The sequence below is a fragment of the Actinacidiphila paucisporea genome, assembly GCF_900142575.1.
Taxonomy (GTDB): Bacteria; Actinomycetota; Actinomycetes; order Streptomycetales; family Streptomycetaceae; genus Actinacidiphila; species Actinacidiphila paucisporea.
Genome location: NZ_FRBI01000001.1, coordinates 63,014 through 79,961, shown reverse-complemented (window position 1 = coordinate 79,961; position 16,948 = coordinate 63,014). Strand labels below are relative to the sequence as shown.

Sequence of the window (16,948 nt, the reverse complement as noted above, 5' to 3'; positions counted from 1 at the left end):
GAAAGTTAGTGGCCAATCACTACCTTGTCAAACGGGCGAGCAGGGAGAGGATGCGGTAAGGACCGCTCACCAGGGGTGGGCGGTCCTTACGGTCGGTGCAGGCGCACGTCGCTCAGGCGAGGCGGACCACCGCGCGGGACATGCCGAGGACCTTCTGGCCGGCCGACATCGCGACCAGGTCGACGCGGACCAGGTTGTCGTCCAGCTTGACGGCCACCTTCGCGGTGACCTCGATCAGCGCGCCCTCGTCGTCGTTCGGCACGACGACCGGCTTGGTGAAGCGCACGCCGTAGTCGACGACCGCCCCCGGGTCGCCGACCCAGTCGGTCACCACCCGGGCCGCGGACGCCATGGTGAACATGCCGTGCGCGATCACGTCGGGCAGCCCGACCGAGCGGGCGAACTTCTCGTTCCAGTGGATCGGGTTGAAGTCGCCGGACGCGCCCGCGTACTGGACCAGGGTCGCCCTGGTGACGGGGAAGCTCTGCGCGGGCAGCTCGGTGCCGACCTCGACCTCGTCGTATGCCACGGTGGCCGTCATCACACGTCTCCGTCCTGCGCCGGGTCGGCCGCGCGGGCGACCAGCTTGGTCCAGGCGGTCACCACGTGCTCGCCCGACTCGTCGTGGACCTCGCCCCGGACGTCGAGGATGTCGTTGCCCGCGAGGGACTTGACCGTCTCGATGGTGGACGTCACGGTGAGCCGGTCCCCGGCCCGTACCGGGCGCGTATAGGCGAACTTCTGGTCGCCGTGCACCACCCGGCTGTAGTCGAGCCCCAGTTCCGGGTCGGCGATGACCAGACCCGCCGCCTTGTACGTGATCGCGAACGCGAAAGTCGGCGGCGCGATCACATCCGGGTGACCGAACGCCTTCGCGGCCTCCGGGTCCGTGTACGCCGGATTCGGGTCGCCGATCGCCTCGGCGAACTCGCGGATCTTCTCCCGGCCCACCTCGTAGGCGGGAGTGGGCGGATAACTCCGCCCGACGAAGGACTGGTCCAGAGCCATCGGCACCTCGGATGTGCGGCAGGTCGGCAGATGAGGGGGCTGGGCGGTCGCGGGAGCCGGTGACGGTCACCGGGCCCGCAAAGCACCGCGAGGCCGCCCCCAGTATGCACCGGGGACGGCCTCGCGGTTACGGCCTGTTACTGCTGCTGTTGTTGCGAAGGGGCGTCAGCGCGTCTCGCGGTGCGCGGTGTGCGCGTTGCAACGCGGGCAGTGCTTCTTCATCTCAAGACGGTCCGGGTCGTTACGCCGGTTCTTCTTGGTGATGTAATTCCGCTCCTTGCACTCCACGCAGGCCAGCGTGATCTTCGGGCGGACGTCGGTGGCGGCCACGTGAGTGCTCCTTGACGAACGGGTGGATGAACACAGAAAGAGTAGCCGATCGAGGGACCGATCCCGCAATCGGCTACGCGGAGTAGCGGCGACCGGACTTGAACCGGTGACACAGCGATTATGAGCCGCTTGCTCTACCGACTGAGCTACGCCGCTGCGACGAACCGACCCCCGCCGGTGAGGCGGGGACCCGATCCATCTGAGCCCCAATACGGAATCGAACCGTAGACCTTCTCCTTACCATGGAGACGCTCTACCGACTGAGCTATTGGGGCGAGCGAGGAAGACATTACACGGTCCGCTGCGATACGTGAAATCCGTATGCGACAGGGCACATCGGGCTCAGCGGACACCCGACCGCCCGGTGCATCAGTACGACTAATGCACTCCTCCCGGGTGTCCTGCCGCCGCTTACCGGACGGGCGCGCGGCCGACCCCTAGGCTCGACCATGCGTGATCATCCCGTGATTCCTGGGCCCGGGGTCGCGGGGTCCCGGGACCGCCTGGTCCCGGGACTCCGGGACCGGACCCGGAGGTCCCGCCCGTCCTCCCCGCCGTCCAGCCCAGCCTCCACTGCCTCCCCGCCCGACCCGCTCCCGTCCCCGGGCCGGAGGCACCCCAGCACCGGAGGAGCGCGATGACCGACAGCCCGCCGCGCGGCACCGCCGCCGAGACCGCCACCCTGCTGCTGTGCGGCGCCCGACTCACCGACGGGCGGACCGTCGACGTCCGGCTGAGCGGGCCGCGGATCGAGGCCGTCGGCACCGCGGGCAGCCTCGCGGCGCCGGGACCCGCCGGCCGCGCCCAGGGCGCCGGGACCCGGATCGACCTGCGCGGCTATCTGCTGCTGCCCGCGCCCGCCGAGCCGCACGCCCACCTTGACCTCGCCCTGACCGCGGCCGCGGACGGCCCACCGGCAGGCGACATCGCCGACGTCCAGCGCCGCGCCACCGAGGCGGCCCTGCTCCAGCTCGGCCACGGCGCGACGGCCGTACGCAGCCATGTACGGGTCGGCGACGTCCATGGGCTGCGCGCCCTCGAAGCGGTCCTCCAGGCCCGGCGGGCGCTGCGCGGCCTGGTCGACGTCCACACCGTCGCCGTACCGCGGCTGCTGACCGGGGCCGCCGGCGCCGACGGGCTCGACGTGCTGCGGGACGCGCTGAAGATGGGCGCCTCCGCGGTCGGCGGCTGCCCCGACCTCGACCCCGACCCGAGCGGCCACACCGAGGCCGTCATCGCCCTCGCCGCGGAATTCGGTGTGCCGGTCGACCTGCACACCGCCGCGGGCGAACCTGCCCGGCTGGCCCGGCTCGCCGCCATGGCCGGCGGCCTGCGCCCCGGCGTCACCCTCGGCCCGTGCCACGGGCTCGGTACATTGCCGCCGGACGCGGCAATGTGCGCAGCCGAACGGCTCGCGGCCGCAGGTATCTCCGTCGTCACCCTCCCGCAGGGCGGTTGCGGCGGCCTGGAGACGGTCCGCCGCGGCGCCGCGGGCCTGCACACTCCTGTACGCCTGCTGCGCCGCGCCGGCGTCCCCGTCGCGGCCGGCAGCGGGGCACTCGCCGACCTCGCCAACCCGGTGGGCCGCGGCGACCCCCTGGAGGCCGCCTTCCTCCTGGCCTCCTACGGCGAGTGCGACCCCCGGCACTCCTACGACCTGATCAGCACTCAGGCCCGCGCCGTGCTGGGCCTTCCCGAGGTCCGCGTCGAGGCCGGCTTCCCCGCCGAACTGCTAGCCGTCCGCGGCGACACCGTCGAAAGCGTCCTGGCCCTCGCCTACAGCCGCATCGTCATCCACCACGGCCGCGTCGTCTCGCGCACCAGCGCGGTCCGCGAATACTCCGACACCTCGACCGACCCCGCCCTCGACCTCCCCCGCCAGGCCCACCGCGAGGCGTAGCGGACCGGCGCGCCCCGCGCCTTCCCCGCCGCGCGCGACGTACCGTCGGGCCATGCGCACCGTAATTGCCGGCGGCCACGGTCAGATCGCTCTGCGCCTGGAGCGCCTCATCGCCGCCCGCGGCGACTCCGTGGCCGGGCTGATCAGGAATCCGGCCCAGGCCGACGACCTTCGAGAGGCCGGCGCCGAACCCGTCGTCCTGGACCTGGAGTCGACGACAGTCGACGCCGTGGCGGCCGCCCTGGCCGGCGCGGACGCCGCCGTCTTCGCGGCGGGCGCGGGACCGGGCAGCGGGGTGGAGCGGAAGCAGACCGTCGACCGCGACGCGGCCGTCCTGCTCGCGGACGCCGCCGAGCAGGCGGGCGTACGCCGCTTCCTGGTCGTCTCGTCCATGGGCGCGGACGCGAACTCGACGTACGAGGAGCCGGTTTTCCGTGCCTATCTGCGGGCGAAGGGCGCGGCGGACGACGCGATCCGGGCCCGTACGTCCCTGGCCTGGACGATCCTGCGCCCCGGCGGTCTGACGAACGATCCGGGCACGGGGCGGGTGCGCCTGTCCGCGGACAGTACGGGCCGCGGCACGGTGCCGCGGGACGACGTCGCCGCCGTCCTGCTCGCGCTGCTGGACGCGCCGGCGACCGCGGGGCTGACGCTGGAGCTGATCTCCGGGGACACCGACATCGCCACGGCGGTCGCGCAGCTCACCTGACGCCGGAGGCGTTCGTACGCCGGTGGCAGCGGGCGGGATGCTGCGCGCTGCCGCCGGAACCGGCTCACCCGGCCGGCGGGGCGAAGCCGTACCGCATGATCCCCAGCAGACGCCGCGCGTGGCCCGCGTCGGACGCGGTCATGGCGGCGCCGCTGACCAGGGCGAGCAGGTCGCCGACGGCGAGGTCGCCGCGTACGGCCCCCGCGGCGCGTGCCCGCGCGAGCAGCCCGTCCGCGGTCGACGTCATCGACTCGTGCCAGCGCGCGAAGAGTTCCGTACGCCGCTCGTCGGGGCCGTCGGTGACCGCGAGTGCCAGCGCGCGCTTGGTCGCGACGTGGACGACGAAGTCGTCCAGCCAGGCGAAGAGGGCGTCGCCCGGCGGGTGCCGCTCCGCCAGGACAGCGGCCCCGCGGCACAGTTCGGCGACCTCGTCGGCGTAGACGGCCACGAGCAGGTCCCCGCGGGTGGGGAAGTGCCGGTAGAGCGTGGCATTGCCGAGCCCCGCCTGCCGGGCCACCTCGTCGAGCGCGACGTCGGGGCCCTCCTGCGCGAAGAGCCGCTTGGCGGCGGCGAGCAGCAGCTCCGCGTTGCGGGCGGCGTCGGCCCTGCGGGCCCGCCGGGGTACGGGCGCGGGTCCGCCGCCATGTGCCACGGTTTTCTCCGGGTGTTGAGAAGTGGGGAGGTCCCCACTAATCTACCGGGAGATAAGCGGGGACTTCCCCGTATCACCTCGGCGAGGGGAACCGATGGCACTGACCCACGAGGACCGCACCGCCGTCACCGACCTGATCGCGATGCACGGCCACCTGGTCGACAGCGGCCGCTTCGACCTCATGGACGAGCTGTTCACCCCCGACGCGACCTACGACGTCACCGACTTCGGCCAGCCGCCGCTGCACGGGCTCGCCGCCGTCCGCGAGGCGGCCCTCGCCCTGGGCGACCGCAACCCGCTCGGCCACCACGTCACCAACACCGTCCTGACCGAACTCGCCGACGGCCGGATCCGCGCCCTGTCCAAGGGCATCGGCATCACCACGACCGGCACCTGCGGCACCGTCACCTACGACGACACCGTCACCCGCACCCCGGCCGGCTGGCGCATCACCCACCGCCGAGTCCTCGCCCACCGCACCCCGCTCGGCCTCACCGGCCTGCTCCCGGCAGCGGACGGACACACATTCGGGTGATCCGCCCGGCGTGGCGCACCACGCACCGCCGCCGCAGGCCCACCGTGAGAACCAGCGGATGGTCGGCGACAGCGTGGAACATCCGCGGTGTGGCGGGAGGTGTGCCGTGGTCTTCAACGGTCTGTGGCAGACGGTGCAGCGGGCGATCGAGTCGCAGGAGATGACCGTCCGGCTGATCGCCATCCTGATCACCATGGGCGCCTGCGCGGCCCTCTTCGCCTGGCTCTGGCACACCTGACCTCCGCCCGGACCGCGACCCGCGTCCGGGCAGGAGCCCCGCGGGTGCGGGGAGGGCCGAAGCTGACCAGGCGCACGGCGGCGGGCCGGAACGGTACCGGCTGGGACGGGCGCCCCGCCCGGGCAAAACAAAGGTCCCTGACCTGCATCGCTGCAGGTCAGGGACCTTTCCATGTGGCGGCACGTGGATTCGAACCACGGTAGGCTAAGCCGACGGATTTACAGTCCGCATACGTGTCCCCAGCGCCGGCCCCCTGACCTGGCCGTATGGCCGGCCTATCGCCGAAAGCCTCGGACGCCGTCCGCACCTCGTCCTGATCATGGTTCAACCGAGGGGCCGGGCCAGAGGCCAGCCCCGCGGGCGCGGGGAGCACGTCGCCATCATCATCTGCACGGGTTTCAGCGAGGGAACAGCCCCGCGGGCGCGGGGAGCACTGAGCAGCCAGCGGGTTGGTGTTGTCCTGCCCGGGAACAGCCCCGCAGGCGCGGGGAGCACGCCCAACAGGGCGGCCCGCCGAGCCGCTACGAAGGAACAGCCCCGCAGGCGCGGGGAGCACGGTTGCCATCTTCGGCACTGGGAAACCGGGGACGGGAACAGCCCCGCAGGCGCGGGGAGCACTTCGGCAGGATGGCCGGCTGGAAGACCAGTTCGGGAACAGCCCCGCAGGCGCGGGGAGCACCGGTACTGGATGCGGAGCACGGAGGGGCGCGCGGGAACAGCCCCGCGGGCGCGGGGAGCACGATGACGACGGGCCTGACCGGGCGCGCGGCCGGGGAACAGCCCCGCGGGCGCGGGGAGCACACCGGTGACGTCACGGACGACGCCGGCATGGTCGGAACAGCCCCGCGGGCGCGGGGAGCACTTCGCCAGAGCGTCGATTTCCGGCTGGATCGAGGGAACAGCCCCGCGGGCGCGGGGAGCACAGGGCGCGACCAGGTGGTTCATCAAGCCGCGCGGGAGTTTTTACTTACTTCCGCAGCTTCCGACATACAGAACATTTCACCCGCATGCAGCTCGTGAACCAGAGGGGTCTGCCAACCTCTCCCCCAGCGGCCCAGCGCCCAGCTACCCGCGCCCCTCACTTTCCTCCGAACTTCCGACGCTTCGCGGCCTTACTCCATCCGGTCCGAGGCGTGCTCGGAGACGGGTGGTTGCCGCGGGGGCGGTTCGGGTTGGGGCGGTGGATCAGGGTGAGGCCCTCATGGTCGATGGGGTGCCAGGCGTGGTCGTGGGTGCGGAAGGTGTAGCCCTGTTCCGTGTCCGTCTGGTAGGCGAGCAGAGCGCGGCCTTGGTTGGCGTATTGGCGGACTTCGGCCCAGAGGGTGTCCCGCAGGCGGGCGGTGGGTGTGCCGATGAAGACGCCCGGGGAGATTTCCAGCAGCCAGCGGGTCAGGAAGCCGCGGAGGCCGACGGGGCAGTTGGTGAGGATGATGACGGTCACCGGTATGGCCTCACCAGATGATCTCGGAGTCGTAGTTGCGGCCGCCTTCAAGCTCGACGCTGTGGTCGGACTGGAGGGTGACGCGGTCGGAGCCGCCCTCACCCGAGGTGTCGCGGGTGCCGTCGTAGCCGAGCAGGTCCTTGATGTCCTGGACGCAACGGTCGAGCAGGCGACCTTGGTTGATGCGGTCGCGCAAGGCACGACGGGTACGGGCTGCGACGTCCTCGACGCCTTCGCTCGCCGCGTCGAAGGCGGCCGGGATGGCGACATCGGTCTTGTACAGGTCGGCGATGTCGAGGACGAACGATCGTTCGTGGCCGGAGTGGACGAAGCCGAGCCCGGGTGAGCAGCCGAGGGCCGCGACCACGGCGTGGGCGATGCCGTACATGCACTGAGCCGCGGCCGTCACGCCCTGATTCGGAGCGTCGCCGGCGGAGAAGTCGTCGCGGTGGTAGTCGCGGCGGTGCCAAGAAACGCCGGTGCGGGCGGACTCGTCGCGGTAGCACCGCTTCAACCGCCGCCCTTCCATGCTGAGCAGCTCCTGCCGGGTGTGCCCGGAGGGGTCCTCGTCGGGGAAGCGCAGCCGGTACATCGCGCGGGCGACGTCAAGTCGCCTACGGGGGCTGGCCCATGCCAGGGCTTGCGCTTCGACCAGACCGGAGGAGCGGGTCAAAGCCCGGCCCCCGGCATAGAAGCGGACGCCGTGCTCGCCGACCCAGACCACACCGGCACCCGAGTCACCGAGGACGGTCATCGCCTGGTGGGTGATGCGGGTGCCGGGGCCGAGCAGCAGAGTGCCGATCGTCGCGGACGGAATGTGGGTAACGCCGTCCGCGTCCTCCGCGGTGATCGCGTTGTCGTCACGGTGGACGACGCACCGCTCCAGATAGACGAAGGAGATCCGGTCGCCGACGCGGGTGAGCTCACGCGGGGTGGCGGCGGCCCGCCGACCGACGGTGGCCATCGGTCACCGCACCGGGGCGAGCGTCATGAGCCCGCAGCCGTACGCCTTCGCCTTGCCGAGCCCCTGGGTGAGGGTGCGGCGCAGCACCTCGGGGTCGGTGACGGTGAGGCGGCCGTCGTAGGTGACGGCCGTAAGGGTTACCGTCCGGCGCTCCGAGGCTTTGGCGAACTGCAGGTCCCGCTTGTCGCGGACGACCAACTGGTGCTCGTCGCGGTGCTCCAGCAGCCGCGCGCCCGGTTCCTTCGAGGTGATCTCGAATCCGCCCTGGCTCTGCTTGCTGAGCAACCATGCCGCTTGGTGCCGGGCGGTGATGTGCGCGGTCCGCTTGGTCGGCTCGCCTTCCTTGCGGCGGATGGAGTGCACCGGGTTGGCGGTGAGGCGGAAGGACCACGTGCTGCCGCGGGCGAGCCGGTCGAGGAAAGACCCGTAGTCGTAGGTGTGCCAGCCTGGCGTGTCGGAGGCGGCTGGCCAACCCGCCTGCTCCACGAGGTGCGTGAGGTCAGGACGGGTGGGACTGACGACGAAGAGCAGCACCTCCGCAGCGGAGTTGCGGTCGACACGCCACAGCACGCGCGGACCGGAGCCGTCGCGCGACAGCAGGTCGGGGAAAGACATGTTCACCGCGGCGTGCATACGGTGAGGGGAGCCGAGCAGCTCCCGCCCCTCGCGGCGGGCGGTGTTGATGCGGAAGCGGGTCAGATACATCACGAGGTTCCCAGGACGGAGGTCGGATCATGCTCGGGCGGCTGCTTGGCCGACCCGGAAGCCGGGACGGCCACCGGCCGTGAGGTGACGCCGCGAAGCCCGTACCGCCGGTGCCGTGGGTCGAAGCTGAGCGGCTCGTCACGCAGGCTGAGTTCGGGCTCCTCACCCGGCATGCTGTCGAGGAGGAGGGTGAGCTCCGCCTGCGTACGCTTCCTGGCCCGATACCAAGGCGACGCCTGCCACGGAGCCTGCTCCAGCGCACCGACAAGGTCGGTGTCGTCCCGTACCCCGAGGTCGACGGGTGCTGCCGGCGGACATGACCGGCGCCCGAGGTAGGGCAGATACACCGGCTCCTGCACGGCTGCGTACAGGCGGTGGACGTCGTCCCGGTCACCCTCGACGGCCGCCACGAAAACTGCGTCGGCCAAGTAGAAGCGCTCGGACAGCGGCATGGACTTGTCGGTGACGAAGTGATGCGCCGTCTGGAAATCCCGTACCCGCGTGCCCGGTTGGTCGATCCGGACGCCGTATCGCAGCGCGCCCAGATCTGAGAGGTCAGCCTCACGAGAACGGCCCTCGGCAGCGGCGAGAAGGCCGAGAACGCCACTCTTGGTGGGTGCGTTCTCGGTGGTGCGGCGTACGAAGCGGGCGGCCGATCCCCAGGCCTGGAGGGGACCGGCCAGCCGCAGCAGGAGCACGCTCATGCCCCGGGCTCCAGCCTGTCCGCAACGGCCGCACTCACGGACGAGACGAGACCCGCGATGTCCGTTTCCTGTCCGAGGCCGGCCAGCGGTTCTGCGTCCTCGCCCACCCGCACGACCCACGTACGGTCGGCGTCCGCAACCCCGTACGCCTTTTCCAAATCCGGTACGTAGCGGGCCAGTCGCGTGCACGCCTCCCGGACGAAGCCCCCCTCAGCGCCCTGGGTCACGGCCCTCTCGAAGGCGGCGACGAAGCTGATGGGGCGCTTCGTGCGGAGCTTGACGATGACGGCGGTCGGCAGAGTGTGGTTGCCGAAGGTGTTGACCTTGCCGGTGGGCAGGGAGGTGATGAAGCCTTCGAGGAAGGCCTCGACCGCCCGCCGGGTCGGTGCGCCGAACGGTTCGTCCTCCTTCAGCCCGGCACCGAGGTTCGTGTGCAGGCGGTTCACATCGAGCGCCGCGTAGCGATAGAGCGTGGCGGAGTTGAAGTCGACGACGCCGATCATTCCCGCTCCGGACTCGGCGTCGGTGTTCCGGTCGTCGACGGCGGTGTAGTAGTCGGACTCATTGTCCACGGCGTGCACGCTGAGAGCATGCGCGACCTGGGTGGCCGCTTCGACGTTGAGGTCGGTGGCGTCAGCCACCATGCGGCCGAACAGGGCGATGTCCACCGAGTGCCTGCTGTCGACCAGTTGGCGGGCGCGGGCCTTGTTCTCCTTGTCCTTGAAGAACTCCTTGAGCACCTTGATGTCGCCCTTGTCCTCCGCGCCTTTGACGGTCAGCTCGGCTAGAGAGTCGAGCTGTTGCGCACTGAGGAACATCAGATAGGAGGACTCGGGAGCCGGTTCCGGCTCACCGTCCTTGACCTTGCGTTTGGGCGCTTCGATCTTGGAGCCGGTTGCGGTTCGCAGGGTCTCGGCGGCGAGTTCCAGGGCGGTGTTCCGGTCGAGCGACGGGTCGAGGGCGGCCACGCGGTCTGCGAGGGCCTCGGCGACCTTCTTCGTCCTGACGCCGAGCTCCGAGGGGTCCAGCAGTTCCTCGAATTTCTTCCTGGTCGCACGCTTCCAGGCCTGGCTGGAGACACGGGAGCGGCGGACACCGCCGTATACCGCGGTCTTGGGCGAACCGGTGTCATCTCGGTTGATGTTGCTCGGTGGCACGGTCTGGAGGATGTGCACGTCGAGGATGGTTCGTGTGTCGTGGTTCTGCGTCACGGGTGATCGATTCCTAAGGTCATGAAGTCGGGGGGATGTCAGCCCTGCGGCGCGTTCGCCCCGCGAGCTATGCCGGCGAGATGGAAGTCCCTGCCCCATCCACGGCGGACTTCGGCGCGTTGATCCGGCTGCTGCCACCGGTAGAGCTGATCGGCAAGGAGCGCGTAGTCGAGCCCGATGGAGGATCGCCGTAGCAGCAACACGATTTCGCGAAGCCGTTGAGCGAGATCTTCGAACGAACTCGACGTGCCCACACGTACGAACCGCCTGCGCAGCGGCTCATCGAGCACCGGTTCAGCTCGCGCCCCACTGCCCTCGTCACCCCGGCCCGCTTGGATGGCACTCTCCGCGCCGCCCGAGAGCGGGATCATCAGGATGCGGACGGCTCGCCCCAGGCCGCGCCCCGGCAGATACATGTCGGCTTCACGGTGGGACTGTTGGTGCAGTGCCCACAGCGTCACGGCAAGGTGCAGTGCTTCCTCGGCACGGTCGTGGTCGAATCTCCGCTGCTCGTCCTCGGGGAGCAGCGCCAGTGCGCCCGACAGCTCGTCGGTGGCGGTCAGGCCCCACAGGTCTTGTACGTCGTGCGCCGGGCGGCCCGCACCCCGTCGCAGTCGGGCGAGTGTCGAAACCGCGGAAGGGTGATCCTGGCGGTAGCCGTACTGGAGCCGTTTGATGCAACGGTCGGCGGCATCAGCAACGGGGCCGCGATCGCGGTGGCCTCGTGCAGTCGGACTTGCGGCAGCAGTGTTCGTTGTCATTCTGGTGACTCCGTTGCTTCGTCGTCTGACCCCCGCACGGCTGACGGGCTCACCGTCACTCGCCTGGCCGCCGCCTCAGGAAGGACGACATTGAGGCGCGTGCGGAACCACAGATCGGCCTGTGCGTCGTTCAACCAGCGGGTCTTGCCGTCCGGCATGGCCGACAGCCTCCCCTCGCTAGCGGCAGGCCCCGCGCTGTCCAGCAGGTGGCGGCCGAGGTCACGGACCGCCTCGGAGACGATCACCTGCCAGTCCCCGCGCGACCGCAGCGGGTCCGAACTCCCACCCAACCCCCTCAGCCAGCGGCGGTACGGGCCGTCCAACGTGGCGAAACCCAGGTCACGTGCCGTGGCGGTGGGAGGGCCGGGGTCGGAACCGACGGCACGGGCGAGGTTGCCGGCCAGATACCCGAGCGCGGTGACCGCGGCGTCCGCGTCGGCTACGGCGTCGACCGCAGCCCGCCCGTACAGGGGGCGTTCTTCGTGCAGGACGACGACGGGGAGCACCACCGCGTCGTCCACGATCTCGTCGATGACGGACTGCTGCGTGCCGTAGCTCGCCCCGACGATCCGCGTACGGATGAGGCTCAACGGCGGCAGGTACTCATCGACCGCGAGTCGGGAGAGCCACGTGACGACCCCCGGCGCCAGCGACTTCTCGGCATCCTGCCGCTGCTCGGGACTCTCGCGCTGTCTGCCCTGGTCGCCGAGGAGCGCAGCCAGCCCGCGCCACGCCGCCCGAGCAGGGTCATGCTGCTGAGGCATGAAAACCTTCGGCCACCCGAGCTTCTTCTCCTGAGGGGCGCTGCGGCGCCAGCTCGTCATGGGTTCGCGGACGTGCTTGTTGTGCGGCTGCAGCGCGTCACCGTAAGCGAGAACGGCACCGGTCACGCCATCTTGAGTAGCGCGCAGCCTTATGCGCCGGCTCTGCCACGTATAGAGGTCCCGTGGGCCTGACGGGCGCAGCTCCTCCGAATCGGCCTCGATCGGCTCGGGCCCGCACTGCGGCCGGCGCCACGCGGGCCGGTCGCTCTTCTCAGCCTGGAGGAAGTCGTTGTCCCCCGCGATGAGGTTGAGCAGCAGGGTCTCCCGCAAGGTGCTGCCCTCAGCGAACACGCCGCCGAGGTTGCCAGCCCATCCGACGCCCTGCGGATAGCCCTTGCCGCCCTTGACCCGTGGATCGCCGACGGCGCCCGACTTGATGCCCGACACGTCGAAGGCATGTACGTGCACCAGCCATCGGGCGGCTTCCGCGAAGCTCAGCTTGTCGGGGCCGGGCTGCCGCATGCTGAAGAACGGATCACCGTTCGGGACGTCGGCGACGATCCGGTGCAGAGGCCCGACCTCGTCCTTCTCCGTGTGTAGACCGGCTACTTGGAAGAACGGATGATGTGGATGGAGGAGATCGAACCGGTCGCGGTGGCGTTCAAGGTAGTCCGGTACGACGGAGAACGCATCGTGGGACTCCCAGAGTTCACCCCAGTCCTCGATCTCCGCGGGGCCGTCCACTGCGTCGTGCAGGATTGCGAGCAGCAGTCGCAGCAGCGCGAACTCCTGCGTGGGCACGTCCCCGACGAGTCGCCGCAGCTTGCCCGCCTCGGCGAAGACGTCCCGCAGCGACAGCTCCACCGTCGTCCCGTCGCGGCGCTGCACGGGAAGCCACGGCCGGGAGACCAGGTCGAAGGAGGACACGCGGTCCACCACCCTTGTGTGAGGTGCACCGACGGGCGTCACCATGAGCCCGTCGGACCGGCTGTACCGGAGGTCGAAGCCTGACAGGCGGGTCTGACAGTCCTCGTCGAGGACGAGCAGCAGCTCCCCTGCCAGCCAGGGACATTCCTTGACCTGCCACGCGCCGACCTGGAAACGCTCCAGCTCCGCGATGGTGCGGTCGATGACCCAGGGCTTGGAGAAGTGCCATGGAAGTGTCAGCGCGCTCGCGGCCACGGCCGCGGCCGCCCTAGGAGACGGCGGAGCGTGCTCGGGAAGATCCAGTCCGCCGCGCCCCTTGTCCAGCCAGGGCACAGTGGCCAATGTCCCGTCCCGTCGGCGCTGGACCACCAGCACCTCGACGCTCTCCTCACTGTCCCGCACCTGGGCCCGCCCCTCGCGGGTGTCGTCCGCGTCACCGACTCCCGCGTCGACCCAGCCGATCACCGGGCGCCCCGCCCGGCGTACGGGCCCGAGCCGGAAGATTTCGGCGCGCTCGCGCTTCCCGGCAAGCAGCTTCTGGTACGCCGCACGGCTCTCACCCAGGGGCGCCTCCCACTCCCCGGGCCCTGCTTGACCGTCGCCGTAGGCCGCCTGGACGAGCGGGCTGATGTCGTCCGGGAGCCGCAAAGGCCGCCCCTCCAAGTGCTGCCGAAGGACAGCGAGCCCCCGAAGCAGTAGATACGAGCCGCCGTAGATCCCGGTCGACCCGCGTATCGGCTCCGGCGGATCGCATGCCCAGTCCGTGCCGGTGACGAGGCAACGTGGCGCCCGGAGGCGGGCCGGCCGAGTGCGCGGATGACGGTGCAGACGCCCCATCCTCTGCAACATCAGGTCAACCGGGGCCAGGTCGGTGACCAGCAGGTCGAAGTCGACGTCCAGCGACTGCTCCACGACCTGGCTCGCCACGACGATATGCGCACCTTCGGGACGCTTCCCGTCCGGGCCGAACATCGCCAGCAACTCGGCATCCTTGCGGGCCCGGTCGGCGGCCAGGAATCGGGAGTGCATGACCGTGACCCGACCCTCGCCGAAGCGGTCCTGGAGGCGCTCGGCCGTGCTCAGCACGCGGTCGACTGTGTTCCGCACGACCAGGGCGCAGCCGCCGTCGGCAAGCTCGACCTCCAGCCGAAGCGCCAGTGTCGTCAGGTCGTCATCGATCGGCTCCATTCGGATCTCCGTTCGGCGACCGGACGCCGCGGGCGGCCGCACCTCACGTAGGCCCCCGTCCTGCGAAACAGCCGTGAGCCGCGGATACGCGTCCTCAGCAAGGGGCGCCACCTCCCGGCCCCCACCCGCATACGCCTGGGCAAGTGCACTCCTGCGCGCCGCAGGAAGAGTCGCGGACAGCAGGATGACCGGCACGCGATAAGCGGCCAGCCACTCCAATACGCGTTCCAGGTAGGAGTTCATGTACGCGTCGTACGCGTGGACTTCGTCGATCACCACTACCTTGCCCGCGAGGGCGAGGTGGCGAAGGGCGAGATGGCGGCTCTTGAGTGACGCGAACAGCACCTGGTCGATCGTCCCCACCGAGAACGACGCCAGCATTCCTTTCTTGCGCCCGCGCAGCCACTGGTGCGCCTGCAGGCCCGAGGGGCCGCTCCGCACCGCCGCGCCGGGCGCGGACACCTTCTGCGGCCCGTCCACGTCGACTGCGGCGATCGTGCGGTTGCCACCGCGGACCAGTCCCGCCCATGCGTCGTTCAGCGCCGCTTTAGCGTGCGCCAGAAACACCGAGCGCGGACCGTCATCCGGAAGGTGGTCCAGCCACTTCAAAAGGCGGGCGAACATCGCGTCGCCGGTCGCCCGCGTGGGCAGCGCCACCAGGCAGCCGCCCGCGCCCGTACGCGCCGCCAGGATCTCAGCGGCGGCGAGTGCCGCCTCCGTCTTTCCTTCACCCATCGGCGCTTCGATGATCAGCAGGCCCGCGGGGTCCATCTCCCGGGCCAGCCGCACGGCCGCCTCCTGTACCGGCCTGATACCGGCACCGGCCGGTAGGTCGAACCGCGCCGCGAACAGCTCCGCAGCCGTGCCCGTGGGCTCCTCGGGCGCCCAGGCCGCCGGCAGGTCGAGCCCCCTCCAGGCCGCGTCCAGCCGGTCCTCGGCCGTACGCCCGCCCTTCCCGTCCACGGAGACGTAAGGGAAGAGTTCGGCAGAGCTTGCTATCCAGTCGGAGAGGATCACTATCGCAGTGAGCGCCACCTGGACCGGCTGCGGCAGCCTCACCGAGTTCCAGTCGGCGAACCGGCCATGCACCCCTGCTGCCTGCGCACAGGCGTCCAGCAGTTCGAACTGCACGCCCTTCCACGTCCAGTCACTCGCACCCGGTGTCCGAATCAACTCCGGGTGCAGCAGCAGGTCGTGAATCCTCTGATGCCCAGGCGGCACCCCGTGGTGTCCCCCGGCCACGATCGCGAACTGCCCGCTGACCCTCCCCGACCACCCGTGCCGCTCCGCCAACCACTCCTGGATGAGCAGCTGCCCGGCCAGCCCGTGCGGTGCCAACTTCCGATCGTCGCCGAACTGTTTCTGGTACGGCATGTCGAGCCCGACTCCGCGCATCGCGTCCGCGAGGGAGTCCACCTGGCACGCGAAAGCCGGCGTTGCCTTCCCGGCGTCGTGCACGGCCGCCAACCAGACGGCGAGCCGCCGCCCGTCCCCCAAGCGACCAGGCAGTGCCTCAGCGATGAGCCCCTTGACGTTCCTCGGCAGCCACTCGTCCCAAAGCTTCCCGGCGACCGCACCGCTGTCCGCCATGTGCTGCCTGAGCGGCAGCCACCCCTCGGTCTTCCGATCGTGCTTCCCCCACGCCCGGCGCGCGGCGACGGACAGCCCGTCGAAGGCTGAGCTGAACGAGGTGTGGTTGAAAGTCACTGGCATATTCGACATCGCCGATCCCAGCGCGGAGTGATGATCCGATGAACTGGCCGAAATTGACCACATCTGATCGAAAAGAGGGATAGTCTCGACTCTCAAACGGGGGCTTCCCTCGCCGTAGGAAGGCGCGCGGCCAAAGGCTCGCCCGCCGCGCCCTCTCGCGCCGCCGAAAACGAGCAGTTTTATCGCTTCCGACTCGCCCCTCGCGCACGTCGGCGTGGGTCCAGTCGTTACGACGCGCCGGGCAAGCGGGGAACTGCCCCACATGCGGGAGAGCACTCAGCGACCTGCTCGGCGAGGTCCACCGACGGGGAAACAGCCCCGCAGGCGCGGGGAGCACGGCAGGTGTGTTCTGCATGATGGCTCCGTGATGGGAACAGCCCCGCAGGCGCAGGGAGCACGCACGGGCGAACGCGGTCCGCGATGTGGCCTTGGGAACAGCCCCACGGGGACGGGGAGCACTCCCCGAACTACACCGAGTACCAGATCACCGAGGGAACAGCCCCGCGGGTATGGGGAGCACGGTCGACCCGTCGGCCGCGTCGATGATCGAGCAGGGAACAGCCCCGCAGGCGCGGGGAGCACATGGGGGGCGCCTCCGGTTGCCCGGAGAGGGTGGGAACAGCCCCGCAGGCGCGGGGAGCACATCCAGCTCGGCCGGACCCTGCTACGGGAAACGGGAACAGCCCCGCAGGCGCGGGGAGCACCGGCCGATCTCCGCCGTGATGCCGCCCTCGGGGGGAACAGCCCCGCAGGCGCGGGGAGCACTCGATGCCGATGGCGCGGCGGCCGGACTGTCGTGGGAACAGCCCCGCGGGCGCGGGGAGCACCGTCACCTCCATCAGAAACCTTCTGACCAGCCGGGAACAGCCCCGCGGGCGCGGGGAGCACCCCGGCCCGAAAGCCAGACAGGGGCGTTCGCTGGGAACAGCCCCGCGGGCGCGGGGAGCACGTGGCGACCGCGCCCGCCACCGTCTGCGTGGTGGGAACAGCCCCGCGGGCGCGGGGAGCACATACCGGCGACGATCAGGAGAGTGCCTGCCGCGGGAACAGCCCCGCGGGCGCGGGGAGCACATCCCGGACCTGGTCACGGCGGTCGTCGGCTGGGGAACAGCCCCGCGGGCGCGGGGAGCACCTGCTGCTCGACCCGGCCGTGCCCGTCGCGGTGGGAACAGCCCCGCGGGCGCGGGGAGCACATGGC

The 16,948-nt window shown here is 70.6% G+C and carries 15 protein-coding genes, 3 tRNA genes and 2 CRISPR repeat arrays; of the genes, 4 read left to right on the top strand and 14 right to left on the bottom strand.

Annotated features, from left to right (window positions below):
* Nucleotides 1–112: 112 nt before the first annotated feature.
* The 5 genes from BUE44_RS00405 to BUE44_RS00385 all read right to left on the bottom strand — a co-directional run bounded on the left by BUE44_RS00405 (nucleotide 113) and on the right by BUE44_RS00385 (nucleotide 1,613).
* Nucleotides 113–541 (bottom strand): MaoC family dehydratase, encoded by a 429-nt coding sequence (locus BUE44_RS00405; protein ID WP_073492329.1) that lies wholly within the window; start codon nucleotides 539–541, stop codon nucleotides 113–115.
* The gene (locus tag BUE44_RS00400; protein WP_073492327.1) at nucleotides 541–1,008 is read right to left on the bottom strand and encodes a MaoC family dehydratase N-terminal domain-containing protein; all 468 of its coding nucleotides are present in this window, start codon (nucleotides 1,006–1,008) and stop codon (nucleotides 541–543) included. The genes BUE44_RS00405 and BUE44_RS00400 overlap by 1 nt, the downstream gene beginning before the upstream one ends.
* A gap of 165 nt (nucleotides 1,009–1,173) precedes the next feature.
* The gene (rpmG, locus tag BUE44_RS00395; protein ID WP_004571794.1) at nucleotides 1,174–1,338 is read right to left on the bottom strand and encodes a 50S ribosomal protein L33; all 165 of its coding nucleotides are present in this window, start codon (nucleotides 1,336–1,338) and stop codon (nucleotides 1,174–1,176) included.
* Nucleotides 1,339–1,421: 83 nt separating this feature from the next.
* Nucleotides 1,422–1,494 (bottom strand) — tRNA-Met (locus tag BUE44_RS00390).
* A 46-nt stretch (nucleotides 1,495–1,540) separates the two neighbouring features.
* Nucleotides 1,541–1,613 (bottom strand) — tRNA-Thr (locus BUE44_RS00385).
* Nucleotides 1,614–1,975: 362 nt separating this feature from the next.
* On the opposite strand from BUE44_RS00385, the gene BUE44_RS00380 reads away from it, so the two are divergent.
* Entirely contained in the window at nucleotides 1,976–3,238 is a 1,263-nt protein-coding gene (locus BUE44_RS00380; protein WP_073492325.1) for an amidohydrolase family protein, read from the top strand.
* Nucleotides 3,239–3,290: 52 nt separating this feature from the next.
* Nucleotides 3,291–3,947: an NAD(P)H-binding protein gene (locus BUE44_RS00375; protein ID WP_073492322.1), complete on the top strand. Its 657-nt coding sequence runs from the start codon at nucleotides 3,291–3,293 to the stop codon at nucleotides 3,945–3,947.
* A 64-nt stretch (nucleotides 3,948–4,011) separates the two neighbouring features.
* Here BUE44_RS00375 and BUE44_RS00370 read toward each other — a convergent pair whose 3' ends face one another.
* A complete protein-coding gene (locus tag BUE44_RS00370; RefSeq protein WP_073492320.1) occupies nucleotides 4,012–4,599 on the bottom strand; it encodes a TetR/AcrR family transcriptional regulator in 588 nt (195 codons plus the stop codon).
* Nucleotides 4,600–4,693: 94 nt separating this feature from the next.
* Here BUE44_RS00370 and BUE44_RS00365 point away from each other — a divergent pair, with 94 nt between their 5' ends.
* Both BUE44_RS00365 and BUE44_RS39170 read left to right on the top strand, forming a co-directional pair.
* Nucleotides 4,694–5,134, top strand: coding sequence for a nuclear transport factor 2 family protein (locus BUE44_RS00365; RefSeq protein WP_073492318.1), 441 nt, complete (start codon nucleotides 4,694–4,696; stop codon nucleotides 5,132–5,134).
* 106 nt (nucleotides 5,135–5,240) lie between these two features.
* Complete coding sequence (locus BUE44_RS39170) at nucleotides 5,241–5,372, top strand: hypothetical protein (RefSeq protein ID WP_265737142.1); 132 nt, start codon at nucleotides 5,241–5,243, stop codon at nucleotides 5,370–5,372.
* Nucleotides 5,373–5,546: 174 nt separating this feature from the next.
* On the opposite strand, the gene BUE44_RS37330 is transcribed toward BUE44_RS39170, so the two are convergent.
* The 8 genes from BUE44_RS37330 to casA all read right to left on the bottom strand — a co-directional run bounded on the left by BUE44_RS37330 (nucleotide 5,547) and on the right by casA (nucleotide 15,750).
* Nucleotides 5,547–5,623: transfer RNA gene (locus BUE44_RS37330), tRNA-OTHER, on the bottom strand.
* Nucleotides 5,624–5,716: 93 nt separating this feature from the next.
* A CRISPR array of direct repeats spans nucleotides 5,717–6,295; the repeat unit is 29 nt; unit sequence GGGAACAGCCCCGCGGGCGCGGGGAGCAC.
* Between the two features lie 155 nt (nucleotides 6,296–6,450).
* Nucleotides 6,451–6,813: a type I-E CRISPR-associated endoribonuclease Cas2e gene (gene cas2e / locus BUE44_RS00360; protein WP_073492316.1), complete on the bottom strand. Its 363-nt coding sequence runs from the start codon at nucleotides 6,811–6,813 to the stop codon at nucleotides 6,451–6,453.
* Between the two features lie 10 nt (nucleotides 6,814–6,823).
* Entirely contained in the window at nucleotides 6,824–7,777 is a 954-nt protein-coding gene (cas1e, locus tag BUE44_RS00355; RefSeq protein WP_073492314.1) for a type I-E CRISPR-associated endonuclease Cas1e, read from the bottom strand.
* Between the two features lie 3 nt (nucleotides 7,778–7,780).
* Nucleotides 7,781–8,482, bottom strand: coding sequence for a type I-E CRISPR-associated protein Cas6/Cse3/CasE (gene cas6e, locus BUE44_RS00350; protein ID WP_073492311.1), 702 nt, complete (start codon nucleotides 8,480–8,482; stop codon nucleotides 7,781–7,783).
* Nucleotides 8,482–9,186 (bottom strand): type I-E CRISPR-associated protein Cas5/CasD, encoded by a 705-nt coding sequence (cas5e, locus tag BUE44_RS00345; RefSeq protein WP_073492309.1) that lies wholly within the window; start codon nucleotides 9,184–9,186, stop codon nucleotides 8,482–8,484. Before cas5e ends, cas6e begins: the two co-directional genes overlap by 1 nt.
* Nucleotides 9,183–10,397 (bottom strand): type I-E CRISPR-associated protein Cas7/Cse4/CasC, encoded by a 1,215-nt coding sequence (gene cas7e / locus BUE44_RS00340; RefSeq protein ID WP_073492307.1) that lies wholly within the window; start codon nucleotides 10,395–10,397, stop codon nucleotides 9,183–9,185. Before cas7e ends, cas5e begins: the two co-directional genes overlap by 4 nt.
* Before the next feature lie 38 nt (nucleotides 10,398–10,435).
* Nucleotides 10,436–11,158 (bottom strand): type I-E CRISPR-associated protein Cse2/CasB, encoded by a 723-nt coding sequence (gene casB, locus BUE44_RS00335; protein ID WP_073492304.1) that lies wholly within the window; start codon nucleotides 11,156–11,158, stop codon nucleotides 10,436–10,438.
* Nucleotides 11,155–15,750, bottom strand: coding sequence for a type I-E CRISPR-associated protein Cse1/CasA (gene casA, locus BUE44_RS00330; RefSeq protein WP_235001875.1), 4,596 nt, complete (start codon nucleotides 15,748–15,750; stop codon nucleotides 11,155–11,157). The genes casB and casA overlap by 4 nt, the downstream gene beginning before the upstream one ends.
* Before the next feature lie 308 nt (nucleotides 15,751–16,058).
* Nucleotides 16,059–16,943: direct repeats of the CRISPR family, unit length 29 nt; unit sequence GGGAACAGCCCCGCGGGCGCGGGGAGCAC.
* Between the last annotated feature and the right edge of the window lie 5 nt (nucleotides 16,944–16,948).

What these genes read in the sequence shown, in the direction of transcription:
- BUE44_RS00405 (WP_073492329.1), bottom strand. Translation starts at nt 541, where the DNA reads ATGACGGCCACCGTGGCATACGACGAGGTCGAGGTCGGCACCGAGCTG.
- cas5e (WP_073492309.1), bottom strand. Translation starts at nt 9,186, where the DNA reads ATGAGCGTGCTCCTGCTGCGGCTGGCCGGTCCCCTCCAGGCCTGGGGA.
- BUE44_RS00365 (WP_073492318.1), top strand. Translation starts at nt 4,694, where the DNA reads ATGGCACTGACCCACGAGGACCGCACCGCCGTCACCGACCTGATCGCG.
- casB (WP_073492304.1), bottom strand. Translation starts at nt 11,158, where the DNA reads ATGACAACGAACACTGCTGCCGCAAGTCCGACTGCACGAGGCCACCGC.
- BUE44_RS00375 (WP_073492322.1), top strand. Translation starts at nt 3,291, where the DNA reads ATGCGCACCGTAATTGCCGGCGGCCACGGTCAGATCGCTCTGCGCCTG.
- cas1e (WP_073492314.1), bottom strand. Translation starts at nt 7,777, where the DNA reads ATGGCCACCGTCGGTCGGCGGGCCGCCGCCACCCCGCGTGAGCTCACC.
- BUE44_RS00380 (WP_073492325.1), top strand. Translation starts at nt 1,976, where the DNA reads ATGACCGACAGCCCGCCGCGCGGCACCGCCGCCGAGACCGCCACCCTG.
- BUE44_RS00400 (WP_073492327.1), bottom strand. Translation starts at nt 1,008, where the DNA reads ATGGCTCTGGACCAGTCCTTCGTCGGGCGGAGTTATCCGCCCACTCCC.
- casA (WP_235001875.1), bottom strand. Translation starts at nt 15,750, where the DNA reads ATGCCAGTGACTTTCAACCACACCTCGTTCAGCTCAGCCTTCGACGGG.
- cas6e (WP_073492311.1), bottom strand. Translation starts at nt 8,482, where the DNA reads ATGTATCTGACCCGCTTCCGCATCAACACCGCCCGCCGCGAGGGGCGG.